16 protein-coding genes are annotated in these 15,793 nt (G+C 64.3%); 7 read left to right on the forward strand and 9 right to left on the reverse strand.

What is annotated here, in order from left to right; all coding sequences use genetic code 11:
- Positions 1–486 precede the first annotated feature (486 nt).
- Positions 487–759 carry a 30S ribosomal protein S15 gene (rpsO, locus tag A9975_RS15980; RefSeq protein WP_006156843.1) on the reverse strand — a complete coding sequence of 91 codons (273 nt, stop codon included), beginning with the start codon at positions 757–759 and terminating at the stop codon, positions 487–489.
- A 190-nt stretch (positions 760–949) separates the two neighbouring features.
- A complete protein-coding gene (locus A9975_RS15985; protein WP_183033674.1) occupies positions 950–2,194 on the reverse strand; it encodes a branched-chain amino acid ABC transporter substrate-binding protein in 1,245 nt (414 codons plus the stop codon).
- A gap of 218 nt (positions 2,195–2,412) precedes the next feature.
- Between A9975_RS15985 and A9975_RS15990 the strand changes: the two genes are divergently transcribed.
- Positions 2,413–2,943: a hypothetical protein gene (locus tag A9975_RS15990; RefSeq protein ID WP_183033676.1), complete on the forward strand. Its 531-nt coding sequence runs from the start codon at positions 2,413–2,415 to the stop codon at positions 2,941–2,943.
- Between the two features lie 104 nt (positions 2,944–3,047).
- Here A9975_RS15990 and A9975_RS15995 read toward each other — a convergent pair whose 3' ends face one another.
- The 7 genes from A9975_RS15995 to A9975_RS16025 form a co-directional block, all read right to left on the reverse strand.
- Positions 3,048–4,586: a 2-isopropylmalate synthase gene (locus tag A9975_RS15995; protein ID WP_183033678.1), complete on the reverse strand. Its 1,539-nt coding sequence runs from the start codon at positions 4,584–4,586 to the stop codon at positions 3,048–3,050.
- 391 nt (positions 4,587–4,977) lie between these two features.
- The gene (lysM, locus tag A9975_RS16000) at positions 4,978–5,487 is read right to left on the reverse strand and encodes a peptidoglycan-binding protein LysM (RefSeq protein WP_150983738.1); all 510 of its coding nucleotides are present in this window, start codon (positions 5,485–5,487) and stop codon (positions 4,978–4,980) included.
- A 145-nt stretch (positions 5,488–5,632) separates the two neighbouring features.
- Positions 5,633–6,535, reverse strand: a complete 903-nt coding sequence (gene pssA, locus A9975_RS16005; protein WP_150983737.1) for a CDP-diacylglycerol--serine O-phosphatidyltransferase — start codon at positions 6,533–6,535, stop codon at positions 5,633–5,635.
- A 42-nt stretch (positions 6,536–6,577) separates the two neighbouring features.
- Positions 6,578–7,222 (reverse strand): phosphatidylserine decarboxylase, encoded by a 645-nt coding sequence (locus A9975_RS16010; protein WP_150983736.1) that lies wholly within the window; start codon positions 7,220–7,222, stop codon positions 6,578–6,580.
- 154 nt (positions 7,223–7,376) lie between these two features.
- Positions 7,377–8,393, reverse strand: a complete 1,017-nt coding sequence (gene ilvC / locus A9975_RS16015) for a ketol-acid reductoisomerase (RefSeq protein WP_043344720.1) — start codon at positions 8,391–8,393, stop codon at positions 7,377–7,379.
- A gap of 97 nt (positions 8,394–8,490) precedes the next feature.
- Complete coding sequence (gene ilvN / locus A9975_RS16020; RefSeq protein WP_006156850.1) at positions 8,491–8,982, reverse strand: acetolactate synthase small subunit; 492 nt, start codon at positions 8,980–8,982, stop codon at positions 8,491–8,493.
- On the reverse strand, positions 8,982–10,742 hold the full coding sequence (locus tag A9975_RS16025) for an acetolactate synthase 3 catalytic subunit (protein WP_043344716.1): 1,761 nt from the start codon (positions 10,740–10,742) through the stop codon (positions 8,982–8,984). Before A9975_RS16025 ends, ilvN begins: the two co-directional genes overlap by 1 nt.
- Before the next feature lie 369 nt (positions 10,743–11,111).
- Here A9975_RS16025 and A9975_RS16030 point away from each other — a divergent pair, with 369 nt between their 5' ends.
- From A9975_RS16030 to A9975_RS16055, 6 genes are all read left to right on the forward strand, one after another.
- Positions 11,112–11,678 carry an RNA polymerase sigma factor gene (locus A9975_RS16030; protein WP_183033679.1) on the forward strand — a complete coding sequence of 189 codons (567 nt, stop codon included), beginning with the start codon at positions 11,112–11,114 and terminating at the stop codon, positions 11,676–11,678.
- A complete protein-coding gene (locus tag A9975_RS16035; protein ID WP_150983734.1) occupies positions 11,675–12,109 on the forward strand; it encodes a DUF3619 family protein in 435 nt (144 codons plus the stop codon). The genes A9975_RS16030 and A9975_RS16035 overlap by 4 nt, the downstream gene beginning before the upstream one ends.
- Before the next feature lie 2 nt (positions 12,110–12,111).
- Positions 12,112–12,894, forward strand: a complete 783-nt coding sequence (locus tag A9975_RS16040; RefSeq protein ID WP_183033681.1) for a DUF3106 domain-containing protein — start codon at positions 12,112–12,114, stop codon at positions 12,892–12,894.
- Positions 12,895–13,100: 206 nt separating this feature from the next.
- Complete coding sequence (locus A9975_RS16045) at positions 13,101–13,667, forward strand: RDD family protein (RefSeq protein ID WP_183033683.1); 567 nt, start codon at positions 13,101–13,103, stop codon at positions 13,665–13,667.
- A complete protein-coding gene (locus tag A9975_RS16050) occupies positions 13,664–14,641 on the forward strand; it encodes a triacylglycerol lipase (protein WP_183033685.1) in 978 nt (325 codons plus the stop codon). Before A9975_RS16045 ends, A9975_RS16050 begins: the two co-directional genes overlap by 4 nt.
- 122 nt (positions 14,642–14,763) lie before the next feature.
- The gene (locus tag A9975_RS16055) at positions 14,764–15,780 is read left to right on the forward strand and encodes a UDP-2,3-diacylglucosamine diphosphatase (RefSeq protein ID WP_183033687.1); all 1,017 of its coding nucleotides are present in this window, start codon (positions 14,764–14,766) and stop codon (positions 15,778–15,780) included.
- Positions 15,781–15,793: the final 13 nt, after the last annotated feature.

Here is a 15,793-nt window from a genome sequence, read left to right on the forward strand (position 1 = left end):
CTTGCACGCTTGTGCAACGCCCGCGTTAGCAGCCGCGGGCGAACTGCCGGATCAGCGTCGGCCTCAGTCACAGGGAAGTGCTATGCCATTCCAGCGCGATACCTGATAGCTGGTAGCTGGTACGTGGCATCTGCCTGGGCAGATACCGCGCTGGAATGACACAAAGCCCCGCTTCCTTGCCCGACTCCGGTATGGATTAACAGTAAAAAAGCTAAAAAAAGCTAAAGAACACAGTAACTTACTCCGTTGCACGTCTTGGCGCAACGTGTGCCAGCCCCCGGGGCCATGGCACCATCAAGTAGAGCAAAAATCACTTGCAGCAACGCTGGACATCGACAGGACAGCGACCGGACAACGGCCGGACCTGCGGCATTTCATCCGCAAAAACAAAATGCCTGCATCAGCGAGGCTGACGCAGGCATTAGTGGCTCACGCGAAGGCGTGCAGTGCATCCATTCGTGCTGCCATCCGGACAATCCTGGCTGCTTACTTACGCAGGCCGAGCTTCTCGATCAGCGAACGATAACGGTCGGCATCGTTGGCCTTGAGGTAGTCCAGCAGGCGACGACGACGGCTCACCATGCGCAGCAGACCGCGGCGGCTGTGGTGATCCTTCATGTTGGCCTTGAAGTGGGGGGTCAGTTCGTTGATGCGGGTGGTCAGCAGAGCGACCTGGACTTCGGGGCTACCCGTGTCGTTGGCGGCACGTGCGAACTGCTTGATGACTTCGGTTTTGCTGCTGATTTGGGCTTCTGCCATGGTAATTTCCTTTTCACTTGCGAACGCTACAGCACGAAATGTGCCGCATGCGTCGTGCCTTGTGCGTGTCCTACATACAGGCAACTGTCTCGCCGGACCGGTTTTTGACAACCGGCTGGCTACGACAGCGGGCGATTATAACGGAAAACGGGCCGGCGATGGCGTTTGCGGCAACGCAGGCCTGGAACCGCTAGAACCGCTCCATCTTGCAGGTCGTGGGCAACATGGTCTGCGCCGACTTCAGCTTCCTCACCGTGCGAAAGCCATATCCCGACCCTTCATTGTCAAAGCGCACATCGCCGCCCTGCTTCTCCATCACCGACACGTAGAGCGGCTGCAGCACCTGGTGGTCGTCGGCGCGGATCGTCGCATCATGGAAGTCGTTGACGTAGCGCATGCCCTCCAGCGCACGCGCCACCTTGACGGCGTCGGTCGAGCCCGCCTGCTCGATGGCCCGGGCGAGCATCTCCACCATCATCTGCATGCGCAGGTGAACATAGTCGTCCTTGGGCTCGGGGTAACGGGCACGGAACGCCTGATAGAACGCGTCCGAGGCCGCGCCGCCCACGTTGGGGTGCCACTCCGCCACCGCAAGCACGCGCCCTACCCCGGCGTCTCCCATGGCCGCCGGCGCGCCCAGCCCGTTGCCGTAGAAGGTGTAGAACTTGGCATGCAGCCCGCCCTCGCGCGCGGCCTTGATCATCAGCGTGAGGTCGTTGCCCCAGTTGCCCGTGATCACCGCATCCGCGCCGCTGGCCTTGATCTTGGCGATATACGGGGCGAAGTCCTTGATCTTGCCGATCGGGTGGAACTCATCGCCCACGATGCGCAGCTCGGGCCGTTTGACCGCCAGCATCTCGCGTGCCGAACGCGACACCTGATGGCCGAAACTGTAGTCCTGGTCGATCAGGTAGACGCGCCGCACGCCGGCATCGGCACGAATGACTTCGGTCAGGGCCTGCATGCGCATATCGGCGCTGGCATCGAAGCGGAAGTGCCAGAAGCTGCACCCCTCATTGGTCAGCGTGGGATCGACCGCCGAGTAATTCAGGAAGAGCACGCGGGCATCGGGCTGCCGGCTGTTGTGGCGATTGATCGCGCTGACCAGCGCGCCAGCCACCGCCGAGCTGTTGCCTTGCAGGACAAAGGGAATCCGCTTGTCCACCAGCCCGCGCAACTGGATCAGGCTCTCGTCGACATTGCCTTTGCTATCGAAGGTAACCAGCTCAAGGGGCCGCGCGCCTTCCGCGGTCTTCACGCCACCGCGCGCATTGACGCGGTCGATGGCGATCCGCAGGTTGCGCACCACGGCGTCGCCCGCGTTGGCAAAGGGGCCGGACAAACCTTCGATCATACCGAGACGAATCGGCTCCTGCGCGCCGGCGCTCGCCGCCACCGCCAGCAAACAGCCCGCCAGCCATCGTTTAGCCCACATCGAGTGATCTCCCGCCAAAGCGCTGCATGGTAAGCCAGGGACCCAGCCTAGGCAAATCGGATCGCTTTCGTGGCGAAACGGGTATTTGGGCGAGGATGGCGGTGCCATGGCAGCGCTTGCCCTCAAAAAGCCGCGCATGCCACATGAGGCGCGCACAACTTTTGCGCGCCGCTACACTCATAATTCATGTCATCACGAATTTTAATAAGAGGACTGCCATGAAAGCCTCATCGTCGCGCCGTGCCGCCCGGTGGCTCGTGCTAGCAACAGCGGCAACCATCCTGCCGGCCTGCTCGGCACTGCAACCGGTCAAAGTCGGCCAGGACATGGTGGGCGCACCGGAAGCCGCCGTACAAGCCCGCTTCGGCACGCCGACCGATACCTACCAGCTAGCCGACGGCACACAGCGATGGATCTACTCCAAGCAACCCTTCGGGCAGCAATCCTACGCGGCTGACTTCGACAGCAGCGGCCATCTGACCATGTTCCGGCAGATGCTGCAGACGAACGAGCTCTACAAGGCAAAAGTCGATGTGTGGACCAAGCTGGACGTGGAGCAACACTTCGGCAAGCCACGCGAGCCCAAGCAGTACTACCCGCTGATGAAGCGCGAAGTGTGGTCTTACCGCTTCAAGCATGAAGACAACTGGCCGTCGATGTTCAATTTCTATTTCGACGACGCCGGCGTGCTGCGCCAGACCCAGATCACGCCAGACCCGCTCGCGGACGGGCCCGGCCGGCGCCGCTGAGGGCAGGAGAATGCAAAAAGCCCGCCGTCATCCTCATGGGAATGCGGCGGGCCGATTCAAGCCCCGCGGCCGGATAGGCCGCGGGCTTACCGGTCAGATCGGGATCAGATCTGCGGGTTGATCTTCTGCACGGCCTTGTCGTGCAGCTTGTTCAGCGCGGCCAGGTAGGCCTTGGCCGAGGCGGCCACGATATCGGGATCGGTGCCCACGCCGTTGACGATGCGCCCGCCCTTGGACAAGCGGACCGTCACTTCGCCCTGGGCCTGCGTGCCGGCGGTGATGGCATTGACCGAATACAGCACCAGCTCGGCGCCGCTGGCGACCTTGCCCTCGATGGCGTGCAGCGTGGCGTCGACCGGGCCATTGCCCTCGCCTTCACCCGTCACCTCATTGCCGTCCATGTTGAACACCACGCGCGCATGCGGGCGCTCGCCGGTCTCGGAGTGCTGCGACAGGGAGATAAAGCGGAAGTGTTCGTTGACGTCGTGCGCCTCGTCGGAAACGATGGCCATGATGTCTTCGTCGAAGATCTCGGACTTCTGGTCGGCCAGTTCCTTGAAGCGGGTGAACGCGGCATTGACCTCGCCCTCGCTCTCCAGCTCGATGCCGAGTTCCTGCAGGCGTTGCTTGAAGGCGTTGCGGCCCGAGAGCTTGCCCAGCACGATCTTGTTGGCGGTCCAGCCCACGTCCTCCGCGCGCATGATCTCGTAGGTATCGCGCGCCTTCAGCACGCCATCCTGGTGGATGCCCGAAGCATGCGCGAAGGCGTTGGCGCCCACCACGGCCTTGTTGGGCTGCACCACGAAGCCGGTGATCTGCGACACCAGCTTGGAAGCCGGCACGATCTGCGTCGTGTCCACGCCGACGTCCATGTCGAAGTAGTCGCGGCGCGTCTTGACCGCCATCACGACTTCTTCCAGGCTGGTATTGCCGGCACGCTCGCCGAGGCCGTTGATGGTGCACTCGACCTGGCGCGCACCGCCGAGCTTGACCGCCGCCAGCGAATTGGCCACGGCCATGCCGAGGTCGTTGTGGCAATGCACAGACCAGATGGCCTTGTCGGAATTGGGGATGCGTTCGCGCACCGAGCGGATCAGGCCCGCGTAGCCTTCCGGCACGGCGTAGCCCACCGTGTCCGGCAGGTTGATGGTGGTAGCGCCTTCCTTGATCACGCCTTCCAGCACGCGGCACAGGAAATCCATGTCCGAGCGGCTGCCGTCTTCCGGCGAGAACTCGATATCGTCGGTGAACTGGCGCGCAAAGCGCACCGCCAGGATGGCTTGCTCGAACACCTGGTCCGGCGTCATGCGCAGCTTCTTTTCCATATGCAGCGCCGAGGTGGCGATGAAGGTATGGATGCGGAAGGAGTTGGCCGGCTTGAGCGCCTCCGCGGCGCGGGCGATATCGCGGTCGTTGGCGCGGGCCAGCGAGCAGATGGTCGAATCCTTGACGACCTGGGCGATGGAGCGGATCGCTTCGAAGTCGCCATTGGAGCTGGCGGCAAAGCCCGCTTCGATCACGTCGACCTTCAGGCGCTCCAGCTGGCGCGCGATGCGGATCTTTTCCTCGCGGGTCATGGAGGCGCCGGGCGACTGCTCGCCATCGCGCAAGGTGGTGTCGAAAATAATGAGTTTGTCGGACATGGTTGGGGCTCCTGGGCTGACTTTTGTATTCGGCGAATCGGGTGGATGTCTCGGCATTCGCCGTTTCGTTTTGCTGTGCTGCTGTATTCGTGCTGAATGCAAAACGCCCCGGCGTGCAGTGATGCAGGCCGGGGCGTTTGTAAATCCTGTGTGACTTTGCGCGAGGGGCTTGGCTTCCCTCAGCGCGAACGCGTCCCGACCTGACGGCCTAGTAGGCCACCTAGAATGGTGCGGGCGAGTAGGGCTTGGCGCGAAATCATGTGAGCGACTATAGCCGAGAAGCCGGGTGTGTGCAATATGGATGCCTCAATCAGGCAAGCATCGGGCAGGCAGCGGAAAAGGCACGCCAGGGAGACGCCATGCCCCCTGGCCTGCTGGCCTGCTTGCGTTGTCAGGCCTTGGGCGGGATGCGCAGCTTCTGTCCGGGGTAGATCTTGTCCGGATGTGTCAACATCGGCTCGTTGGCTTCGAAGATCGCGGTGTACAGCGCACCGTTGCCGTAGGCCGTCTGGGAGATCGCCCACAGGGTATCGCCCTTGACCACGGTGTGCCAGGTCGATTCGGTGGAGTCGACATTGACCGACATCTTGTCGTCGACCTTGTCCACGCCTTGCACATTGCCGCAGCACAGGATGATCTTCTCGCGGGTGGCCTGGTCCGGCGCCACGCCGAACACCGTCACCAGCCCCTGCGAGCCGTCCACCTGCACCATCAGCCCGGTGGCATCGAGGTTCATCTGCTTGATATAGCCTTCGATGGCATCACCGGCGGCGCGGTTGGCCGCATCGGCATCGGCATCCGCCGCCGGCGCATCGGCCGGAGCCGCCGCGGGCGCGGCTTGCGCTGCGCTGCCGCCAAACAGTTTCTCTCCTGCTTCCTTGATGAAGTCGAGCATGCCCATGAGAACCTCCAGTGATAAGTGGACAACAAGGGGGACTACAGTACAACCGAGGCTACAGTGAACCACGACAAATGCCACGGCAATGCGGCAACCTGGAAAACAAATGTAAAAAAAGGCGCCGTAGCGCCTTTTTACCAACCCGCGATCAGGAACGATCGTTCCCGCCGTCCCGCACCTTGCGGATTTCGGGCGGCTTGCCGTGCAGCGCATGCCAGCCCCACAGCAGGTAGCCGGAAATGGCGTAGGCGACAAACAGGCCGAACAACGCCACCGGCGGATCCGTCGAGACCACCACGAACAAGACCAGCACCAGCACCATCATGCCGAAGGGCACGCGATAGCGCACGTCGAGCGCCTTGCCGCTATAGAACGGCGCGTTGGAGACCATCGACAGCCCGGCATACAGCGTGATGCCGAACGCCACCCAGGGCATCCACAGATCCTTGACCGGCAGCTTGTTGTCGATCACCAGCCAGACGAAGCCGGCCACCAGCGCCGCCGCCGCCGGGCTGGGCAGCCCCTGGAAGAAGCGCTTATCGACCACGCCGATATTGGCATTGAAGCGCGCCAGGCGCAGCGCGGCGCAGGTGCAATACACAAAGGCGGCAATCCAGCCCCACTTGCCCAGGTCGTGCAGGATCCACTCATACATCACCAGCGCCGGCGCCACACCGAACGAGGTCATGTCCGACAACGAATCGTATTGCTCGCCAAACGCGCTCTGCGTGTTGGTGATGCGCGCGACGCGCCCGTCCATGCCGTCGAGCACCATCGCGGCGAAGATGGCGATGGCCGCGCTGTCAAAGCGCATGTTCATGGCCTGCACGATGGCAAAGAAGCCGGCGAACAGCGCCGCGGTGGTGAACGCGTTGGGCAGCAGGTAAATGCCACGCCGGCGCGGGCGCACGTACTCGATGTCGTGATCGTCCCCGGCTTCGTCGTCGAAATTGCCGGACTCGTTGCCACGCAGCTGGTTGTGGCGGAAAGGACGCAAGTTGGTCACGTTGCCATTGGTAACGCGCTTATTGCGTCGGTTGAAAGCACCCATGCCTGTTCTCCAGTGGGTCTGATCTGTTCCGGCGTCGCCGGATTAATCCAGCTCAGCCAGGATGGTCGACGAGGCCGACACCTTCTCGCCGATGGTCACGCGCGGGCGCGCATCCACCGGCAGGTAGACGTCGACACGCGAGCCAAAGCGGATGAAGCCATAGCGCTGGCCGCGCGACAGCGTCTCGCCGACGCGGGTGTAGCAGAGGATGCGGCGGGCCACCAGGCCGGCCACCTGTACCAGGGTCACCACCTTGCCGTCTGCAGCACGGCGGATGACCACGGCGTTGCGTTCGTTCTCGAGCGAAGCCTTGTCGAGGTCGGCGTTGACGAACTTGCCGGGGAAATACTCGACCTTCTCGACCTTGCCGTCCACGGACACCCGGTTGGAGTGTACGTTGAACACGTTCATGAAGACGCTGATCTTCAGCGCCTCGCGGCCCGCGTAAGGGTCCATGGTCTTCTCGACCACCACGATGCGGCCATCGGCGGGCGCCAGGACAGCGTTCGGCTGGGTGGGAACGGACCGCGGCGGATCACGGAAAAACTGCAGCACGAACAGTGTAATGATCCACAGCGGCAAGGCCCACCAGAAGCCGGCGCTGACCTGCACCAGCAGCGAGATGACAAAGGCGCCAGCCAGGAACGGCCAGCCTTCACGGGCGATCAGCGGATGAGGATAGTTCATGCAATGCTTACTTGGTGGATAAAGTCTGACAAGGATAACAAAAAGCCGTTCAGTCCCCGCCTGAATAACCCCTCGAGAGAGGGAATTGTGCGGAAGACTGAACGGCTGCGGCCCGCGCCGTCAGCAGCGGCGGGCCGTCGGGCTGCAGTACAGCTTAGTTCTTCGACTGGTCGACCAGCTTGTTCTTTGCGATCCAGGGCATCATCGCGCGCAGCTTGGCACCCACTTCTTCGATCTGGTGCTCAGCGGTCAGGCGGCGGCGCGAGATCAGGGTCGGGGCGCCGGCCTTGTTCTCGAGCAGGAAGCTCTTGGCGTACTCGCCGGTCTGGATGTCGGTCAGGCATTGCTTCATGGCCTTCTTGGTCTCCTCGGTCACGACGCGCGGGCCGGTGACGTATTCGCCGTATTCGGCGTTGTTGGAGATCGAGTAGTTCATGTTGGCGATGCCGCCTTCATAGATCAGGTCGACGATCAGCTTGAGTTCGTGCAGGCACTCGAAGTAAGCCATTTCCGGCGCGTAGCCAGCTTCCACCAGCGTTTCGAAGCCAGCCTTGATCAGCTCGACGGTACCGCCGCACAGCACGGCTTGCTCGCCGAACAGGTCGGTTTCGGTTTCTTCGCGGAAGTTGGTTTCGATGATGCCGGCGCGGCCGCCGCCGTTGGCGGTAGCGTACGACAGGGCGATGTCACGGGCGGCGCCGGACTTGTCCTGGTGCACGGCGATCAGGTGGGGCACGCCGCCGCCTTGGGCGTAGGTCGAGCGCACGGTGTGGCCCGGAGCCTTCGGGGCGATCATGATGACGTCGAGGTCGGCGCGCGGGATCACGGCACCGTAGTGCACGTTGAAGCCGTGGGCGAAGGCCAGTGCGGCGCCTTGCTTGATGTTGTCGTGCACTTCGTTCTTGTACACGTCGGCGATCTGCTCGTCCGGCAGCAGGATCATGACCACGTCGGCGTCCTTGACGGCGTCAGCCACTTCCTTGACCTGCAGGCCGGCGTTGACTGCCTTGTTCCACGATGCGCCGCTCTTGCGCAGGCCGACGGTGACCTTGACGCCGGAGTCGTTCAGGTTCTGCGCGTGGGCGTGGCCTTGCGAGCCGTAGCCGATGATGGTGACGTTCTTGCCCTTGATCAGGGAGAGGTCGGCGTCCTTGTCGTAAAACACTTTCATGATGGTTCCTTCAGTCTTTCGTTTTCGTGTGTCGGGTTGGCGGCCACCGCCCGGCTAGTGCCGGCACCGGCGCCGCCCTTGGATACTGCAATCAGGCTCAGACCTTCAGGATGCGCTCGCCGCGGCCAATGCCCGAGCCGCCGGTACGGACGGTCTCGAGGATGGCGGCGCGGTCGATGGCGTCCAGGAAGGCATCCAGCTTGCCGCCGTTGCCGGTCAGCTCGATGGTGTAGGTCTTCTCGGTGACGTCGATGATGCGGCCGCGGAAGATGTCGGCGGTGCGCTTCATTTCCTCGCGCTCCTTGCCGACCGCGCGCACCTTCACGAGCATCAGCTCGCGCTCGATGTGCGCGCCCTCGGTCAGGTCCACCACCTTGACCACTTCCACCAGGCGGTTCAGGTGCTTGGTGATCTGCTCGATGATGTCGTCCGAACCGCTGGTGACGATCGTCATGCGCGACAGCGAGGCGTCTTCGGTGGGGGCCACCGTCAGCGTCTCGATGTTGTAGCCGCGCGCCGAGAACAGGCCCACCACGCGCGACAGCGCGCCCGGTTCATTTTCCAGCAGGACCGAAATGATATGTCGCATTACAGGTCCTCCGCGCCGAGCAGCATCTCGGAGATGCCCTTGCCGGCCTGGACCATCGGCCACACGTTTTCAGTCGGGTCGGTCTGGAAATCGAGGAACACGGTACGGTCTTTCAGGCGGAAGGCTTCGCGCAGGGCGGGCTCGACGTCGGCCGTCTTTTCGATGCGCATGCCGATATGGCCATAGGCCTCGGCCAGCTTGACGAAGTCGGGCAGCGCGTCCATGTAGGAATGCGAGTAGCGGTTGTCGTACTCGATTTCCTGCCACTGGCGCACCATGCCGAGGTAGCGGTTGTTGAGCGCGCAGATCTTCACCGGGGTGTCGTACTGCAGGCAGGTCGACAGTTCCTGGATGTTCATCTGGATCGAGCCTTCGCCGGTGATGGTCACCACTTCCTTCTCGGGGAAGGCTTTCTTGATGCCCATCGCGTACGGCAGGCCCACGCCCATCGTGCCCAGGCCACCGGAATTGATCCAGCGGCGCGGCTCGTTGAACTTGTAGAACTGCGCGGCCCACATCTGGTGCTGGCCCACGTCCGAGCAGACGAAGGCATCGCCGTGCGTCAGTTCCCAGATCTTTTCAACCACGTACTGCGGCTTGATGATCTCGGAGTTGCGGTCGTACTTGAGGCAGTCCACCGAACGCCATTGCTCGATCTGTTCCCACCACTTGGCCAGGGCCTCGCGCTTGGGCTTGACGTCGCTGGCCTGCAGCTGGGAAATCAGCTCCTGCAGCACATCCTTGACGTGGCCCACGATGGGAATGTCGACCTTGACCCGCTTCGAGATGGAAGACGGATCGATGTCGATATGGATGATCTTGCGCGGCTGCGAGGTGAAGTGTGCCGGGTTGCCGATCACGCGATCGTCGAAACGCGCCCCGATGGCAATCAGCACGTCGCAGTTCTGCATGGCCATGTTGGCTTCATACGTGCCGTGCATGCCGAGCATGCCGACGAACTGCTTGCTGGTACCGGGGAACGAGCCGAGGCCCATCAGCGTGTTGGTGACCGGATGGCCGGTCAGCGCGGCAAGCTGGCGCAGCTCTTCGCTGGCATTGGCCAGCACCACACCGCCACCTGCGTAGATGAACGGCCGTTCGGCACCCTGCAACAGCGCGAGCGCCTTGCGGATCTGGCCCGAATGGCCCTTGTTCACCGGGTTGTACGAGCGCATGTCGATCGACTTGGGATACTCGTACTTGCAGGAATTGCGCGAGACGTCCTTGGGAATATCGACGACAACGGGGCCGGGACGGCCGGTTGCGGCAATATAGAACGCCTTCTTGATGGTCGCGGCGAGATCGCGGACGTCCTTGACCAGGAAGTTGTGCTTGACGATGGGGCGGGTGATGCCGACCGTGTCGCATTCCTGGAAAGCGTCCTGGCCGATAGCGTGCGTCGGCACGTTACCGGTGATGATCACCATCGGGATCGAGTCCAGGTAGGCCGTGGCAATGCCCGTCACCGCATTGGTGACGCCGGGACCAGAGGTCACCAGGGCGCAGCCCACCTTGCCGGTCGCACGCGCATAGCCGTCTGCGGCATGAACCGCGGCCTGCTCGTGGCGCACCAGGATGTGCTCGATCTTCTTTTGCTTGTAGAACTCGTCGTAGATATACAGCACTGCGCCGCCGGGGTAGCCCCAGACGTACTCGACGCCTTCTTCGGCAAGTGCGTGAACGAGAATCTCCGCCCCGATCATTTCGGGTGCGGCGGATGAATTGCTGTCTGCGTGGAATTCCGCGCTGGGCATGTTCATTTTAGTCCTTTGCAATTTTCGGCAAAAAATTGTTCGGATGCTCTCTGCCGGGCTTGTGGCACGGGTTCAAGCGGTGCGCGTCTGCATGATAGACCGCCTCATAAGCGGCCGAATGAGACAACCACTGATGTCGTGTGAACCCGCGACGATACTGGATTGATTCGGGCTTGTCTACGGGCTTTTTTACGCGAAGGGGCCTCCCGTCATCCTCCAGGCACCCCCATCACATCCTGAGCCTGAATGACCACAAGAGAGAACAAGGATGGTCACCGGGGGGGTTATTTGCTAGCATCCCACCATTTTGGACGTGCAAGAAGCCCTACCCTGCACTTCCACCGGCCAAGGCCCCACCGTCTGTACCCCGCCTGCATGGCAACCGATCAGGAACTATCCGACTTTCTCGCCAGCGTCGAGCGGCGCGCCTTCAAACAGGCCGTGTTTGCGGTGCGCGACGACGAAGCCGCCCTGGACATCGTCCAGGACGCGATGATCAAGCTCGCCGAAAAATACGGCGACAAGGGCGCCGCCGAACTCGCGCCGCTGTTCCAGCGCATACTGCAGAACACGATTCACGACTGGTTCCGCCGCCAGAAAGTACGCAATACCTGGGTCACCCTGTTTTCCAACCTGCGCGACGACCGCGAAGGCGAGGATAATGACCTGCTCGACACTTTCGAGGCCGAAATCGGCTCCGAATCCGCGGAAAGCAGCGCCGACAAGGTGGAACGCGCCCAGACCATGCACATCATCGAACAGGAGATCCAGCGCCTGCCGACACGTCAACGCGAAGCCTTCCTGATGCGTTACTGGGAGGATATGGACGTCGCGGAAACGGCTGCCGTCATGGGATGCTCCGAAGGCAGCGTCAAGACGCACTGTTCCCGTGCCACGCACACACTGGCGCAGGCATTGCGAGCGCGGGGGGTCCGACTATGAGCACCAGAAACGAAAAAGAAATCAACGAACGCCGCCTGGCACACGATATCCGCACGGCACTCGATGCCTCTGCGAATGCGTTGCCGGACAATGTGACCGATCGGCTTGCCGCCGCGCGGCGGATTGCGCTGTCTCGCAAGAAAGCGCAAGCCGCCGTCGCCGTGCCGCAGCTGGCCTCGGCCGGGATGCCCACGCTCTCTTTCGACGAGGACGACTCGGCACTCCACCGCGCAGGTTCCTGGCTGCGCCGCCTTGGGCTGGTATGGACGCTGGTGGCACTGGCCGCCGGGCTGGCGGGCATCTACCACTGGCAGCAGCAAAAGCGCGTCGATGAGCTCGCGGATGTGGACGCGGCGATGCTGCTCGACGACCTCCCGCCAACGGCCTACGCGGACCAGGGCTTCCACGTGTTCCTGAAGCGCGGTCAGTAGGCATGGCCGGCGCTGACTTCATCCCCGACGCACCGCGCCGGCAGCTGGCAGCCTTGCTGCTGGCCGGCCTGGCCGCCGCCACCACGATCTGGTCCCTGGTTCCGGCAACTTGCCAGGCTCAGGGCGGCCACCCGGGCGGCGCGCCCGCGGCCAGCATCGCCAATGCGCACCCGAACTGGAACGAGCTCAACGCCGTCCAGCAGCGCGTGCTCGCGCCGCTGGCAGGCGAGTGGAACAATTTCCCCGAGCTCAACCGGCGCAAATGGCTGCAGATCGCTGAACGATACGAGAAGTTCTCGCCCGCGGAACAGGCGCGGCTGCAGACCCGCATGACCGAATGGGTCAAGATGACGCCCCAGCAGCGCCGCCTGGCGCGCGAAAACTACCAGATCACGCGTTCGCTGCCCGCCCAGAAGAAGGCCGAGGCCTGGAACAAGTACCAGCAACTGCCGGAAGAGCAAAAAAAGAACCTGGCGGCTGCCGAAAAAGTGCCGCGCCGCCCCGGCGCGGTCAGCGCCCTGCCCTCCGGCAAGCGCCTGCCAGCCGAGACCACCCGGCAGCTGCACCTGGAAAAGAAGGCACCCGCCAACGCGGCATTGGCCGCCGCGCGTGCCCGCACGCCCGATGCCGGCACGCCGGCGGCGGAGTCCCAAGCTGCCATGCCAGGCGCCGCTGCCGGCGCGCCGGTGCCGACCGTGGACACGCCGCGCGAGGCCGCCACCGAGGCCACCACGGCCAGCAGCACCAGCGCTACCGCCACGCCCGACGAGCCGGTGCGCCGCTGAGCCGCCGCGCGGTTGTGCGGTGCGGTTGTGCGGCCGGCTCGCACCCGCGCCCTCCCACGCAAGCTACCCGCCCCACCCGCGCTTTGGCATAATGCCGCTTGCGCCGGCCCGGCCGTGCTCGCTTGCTGCCTCACGGCCCGGCCCTCGCTGCCGGGCCTCGCCATCCTCCGGCCTGACGGCCCTACCGCCCTTTCGCCATACCCGCCATGCCCGCCGTGACCACGCCCAAACCCAATGCCAAGCCGGCCGCATCGGCTGCTCCGGCCAGTCCCGTGCGCCCGGCCGAGGCACCGACGATCCGCCGCCGCATCGCCTGCATGCTGTACGAAGGCGTATTGCTGTTCGGCGTGCTAAGCGCCTCGACGGGGGTCTACCTGCTGGCGCGCCCGGCGCTGCAGCAGCTTGGGCTGGACGGCCCGTTCACGATGCAGTGCTGGAGCTTTCTGGTGCTGGGCTGCTACTTCGTCTGGTTCTGGCAGCGCAACGGGCAGACGCTCGCCATGCAGACGTGGCGCATGCGGGTCGAGACGGCCGCTGGCGTGCCCCCGCGCTGGCCGCAGGCCACGCTGCGCTACCTGCTGGCATGGCTGTGGCTGCCGCCTTCGGCGGCGCTCGGGCACCTGCTCGGCCTGGTCAAGGGCCCGTTCGTCGGCGTGCTGTGCGCTGGCCTGCTGGCCTGGGTCCTGCTGGCCCTGCTCGACCCCAGGCGGCAGTTCCTGCATGACCGCCTGGCCCGTACCCGCCTGACCGACCTGCGCCCGCCCAAGCCATGAACCTGTCGGCCGCCGCCTTGCGCCGCCTCGCGGTGGCATTGCAGGCCGCCGTAGCGCTAGGCTGCGCCGCCGAACTGAATGCCCTGCATGGGTGGCCCCTCGCCACCGGCCTGCTGGCCGGCATCGGCGTGGTGCTGGCGATACTGGGGCTGTCTGTTGCCGGCGCCTTTGCCTTTACCCTGTGCGGCCTGGGCGAGCCCGAGGCGACGCGCCCCCCGATTCCTCCCGCCCTGCAGGCCATGCGGCCAGCGCGGCTGACGCCATGGCAGGCGCTGGACTGCTACCTGCGTGAATACGCCGCCGTGTTCCGGATGTTCAACTGGCTGCAGCCCTTCTGCTCGCACCGCCGCTTGCGCCCGGCCAAAGCCCCGGGCTCGCGCCCGCCGCTGCTGCTGGTGCACGGCTACGGCTGCAACCACGCCGTCTGGCTCGACATGCAGCCCGCCCTGGCGGCGGCCGGCTACCACTGCGAGGCGATCGACCTGGACCCGGTGTTTGGCGACATCGACCAATACGCGCTCGAAGTCCGTGCCGCCATCGCGCGTATCGCCGCCACCACCGGCCAGCCGCCGCTGGTGCTCTGCCACAGCATGGGCGGCCTGGCCGCGCGCGCCGCGCTGGCGGGACGTGGCAAACCCCCGCCCTGCCGCGGCATCGTCACGCTGGGCACGCCGCATCACGGCTGCGTGCTGGCCCGCTACGGCAGGGGCTTCAATTCCCGCCAGATGCGCTGCGCCAGCGCCTGGCTGCACGCGCTGGCAGCGCGCGAAACATCACGCCAGCGTGCTGCCCTGGTGTCGATTTTCAGCTGGCACGATTCGATTGCCGGGCCGGTGGGGACCTCCTGGATGGAGGGCGCGCATCATGTGGCGCTTAGCGGCATCGGGCATGTCAGCTTGCTGCGCCATCCGGTGGCTACGCAGGCTGTATTGCGGGCGCTGGCGCAGCTATCAGCGGTGGCGCCAGCGGCCTGATGTGACGGCGCCAGCAACTGGAAGCCCCTGTCCCCACAACAGTCATATGACATTCATGTTTCCTTAACAGCTTCGTCACGCGCCGCTGGCCCAATGCAGCCATCGTCGCTACCGAGGCCGCCATGGTTCAAGCTCTTCGTTCTGCCCGCGGACATCTGGCCAAGGCCACGCAACTGCTGCGCAGCCGCACCGCCGAGTCGCAATCCCTGCCGCGGCCCATGTCATTGCCTGCCGCGCTGGCCGCCTTCATGCCACCGGCCAGCGACTTGCAGCAAGGGCCTCCCGGGCGTTGCGCCACCTCTCCCGCCAGCGCCCCGCCCCCTGAAGCCACCACCCAGCCCCCGCATCCGTCCCATCCCACCCGTCACTATCGCGCCATCTGGCTGTCCGACATCCACCTCGGCACGGCCGGCTGCCAGGCCGATTACCTGCTCGACTTCCTCAAGCACAATGAATCGGACCAGCTCTACCTGGTCGGCGACATCATCGATGGCTGGCAGCTGCGCCGCGGCTGGTACTGGCCGCAGAGCCACAACGATGTGGTGCAGAAGCTGCTGCGCAAGGCGCGCAAGGGCACCGAGGTGATCTACGTGCCGGGCAACCACGATGAGGTGGCGCGCCAGTTCGATGGCCTCGCCTTCGGCGATATCACGGTGCGCGAAGATGCGGTCCACGTCACCGCCGCGGGCAAGCGCCTGTGGGTGGTGCACGGCGACCTGTTCGACGGCGTGGTGCAGCACGCGCGCTGGCTGGCTTACCTGGGCGACTCGCTCTACACGCTGATCCTGGCCGTCAACCGCCACTTCAACCGCGTCCGCGCGCGCCTGGGCTTTCCGTACTGGTCGCTGTCGCAATACCTGAAGCACCAGGTCAAGAACGCGGTCAACTACATCAATTCGTTCGAGCAGGCGATGGTGGATGAGGCGCGCCGGCGCGGCTGCGATGGCGTGATCTGCGGCCATATCCACAAGGCCGAGATCCGCGAGGTCGACGGCCAGCTCTACTGCAACGACGGCGACTGGGTGGAGAGCCTCTCCGCCCTGGTGGAGACGCAGGACGGCGAATTGCAGATCGTCTACTGGACCACCTTGCTCGATGCGCCGGCCACGGCTGGGCGCCGCGCCGTCGCCACGGCCTGACCAGACTTGAGCG

The sequence above is a fragment of the Cupriavidus sp. UME77 genome (assembly GCF_014170355.1).
Lineage (GTDB): Bacteria > Pseudomonadota > Gammaproteobacteria > Burkholderiales > Burkholderiaceae > Cupriavidus > Cupriavidus basilensis.

Coding starts and splice junctions, on each gene's coding strand:
- rpsO (WP_006156843.1), bottom strand. CDS start 759: ATGGCAGAAGCCCAAATCAGCAGCAAAACCGAAGTCATCAAGCAGTTC.
- A9975_RS15985 (WP_183033674.1), bottom strand. CDS start 2,194: ATGTGGGCTAAACGATGGCTGGCGGGCTGTTTGCTGGCGGTGGCGGCG.
- A9975_RS15990 (WP_183033676.1), top strand. CDS start 2,413: ATGAAAGCCTCATCGTCGCGCCGTGCCGCCCGGTGGCTCGTGCTAGCA.
- A9975_RS15995 (WP_183033678.1), bottom strand. CDS start 4,586: ATGTCCGACAAACTCATTATTTTCGACACCACCTTGCGCGATGGCGAG.
- lysM (WP_150983738.1), bottom strand. CDS start 5,487: ATGGGCATGCTCGACTTCATCAAGGAAGCAGGAGAGAAACTGTTTGGC.
- pssA (WP_150983737.1), bottom strand. CDS start 6,535: ATGGGTGCTTTCAACCGACGCAATAAGCGCGTTACCAATGGCAACGTG.
- A9975_RS16010 (WP_150983736.1), bottom strand. CDS start 7,222: ATGAACTATCCTCATCCGCTGATCGCCCGTGAAGGCTGGCCGTTCCTG.
- ilvC (WP_043344720.1), bottom strand. CDS start 8,393: ATGAAAGTGTTTTACGACAAGGACGCCGACCTCTCCCTGATCAAGGGC.
- ilvN (WP_006156850.1), bottom strand. CDS start 8,982: ATGCGACATATCATTTCGGTCCTGCTGGAAAATGAACCGGGCGCGCTG.
- A9975_RS16025 (WP_043344716.1), bottom strand. CDS start 10,742: ATGAACATGCCCAGCGCGGAATTCCACGCAGACAGCAATTCATCCGCC.
- A9975_RS16030 (WP_183033679.1), top strand. CDS start 11,112: ATGGCAACCGATCAGGAACTATCCGACTTTCTCGCCAGCGTCGAGCGG.
- A9975_RS16035 (WP_150983734.1), top strand. CDS start 11,675: ATGAGCACCAGAAACGAAAAAGAAATCAACGAACGCCGCCTGGCACAC.
- A9975_RS16040 (WP_183033681.1), top strand. CDS start 12,112: ATGGCCGGCGCTGACTTCATCCCCGACGCACCGCGCCGGCAGCTGGCA.
- A9975_RS16045 (WP_183033683.1), top strand. CDS start 13,101: ATGCCCGCCGTGACCACGCCCAAACCCAATGCCAAGCCGGCCGCATCG.
- A9975_RS16050 (WP_183033685.1), top strand. CDS start 13,664: ATGAACCTGTCGGCCGCCGCCTTGCGCCGCCTCGCGGTGGCATTGCAG.
- A9975_RS16055 (WP_183033687.1), top strand. CDS start 14,764: ATGGTTCAAGCTCTTCGTTCTGCCCGCGGACATCTGGCCAAGGCCACG.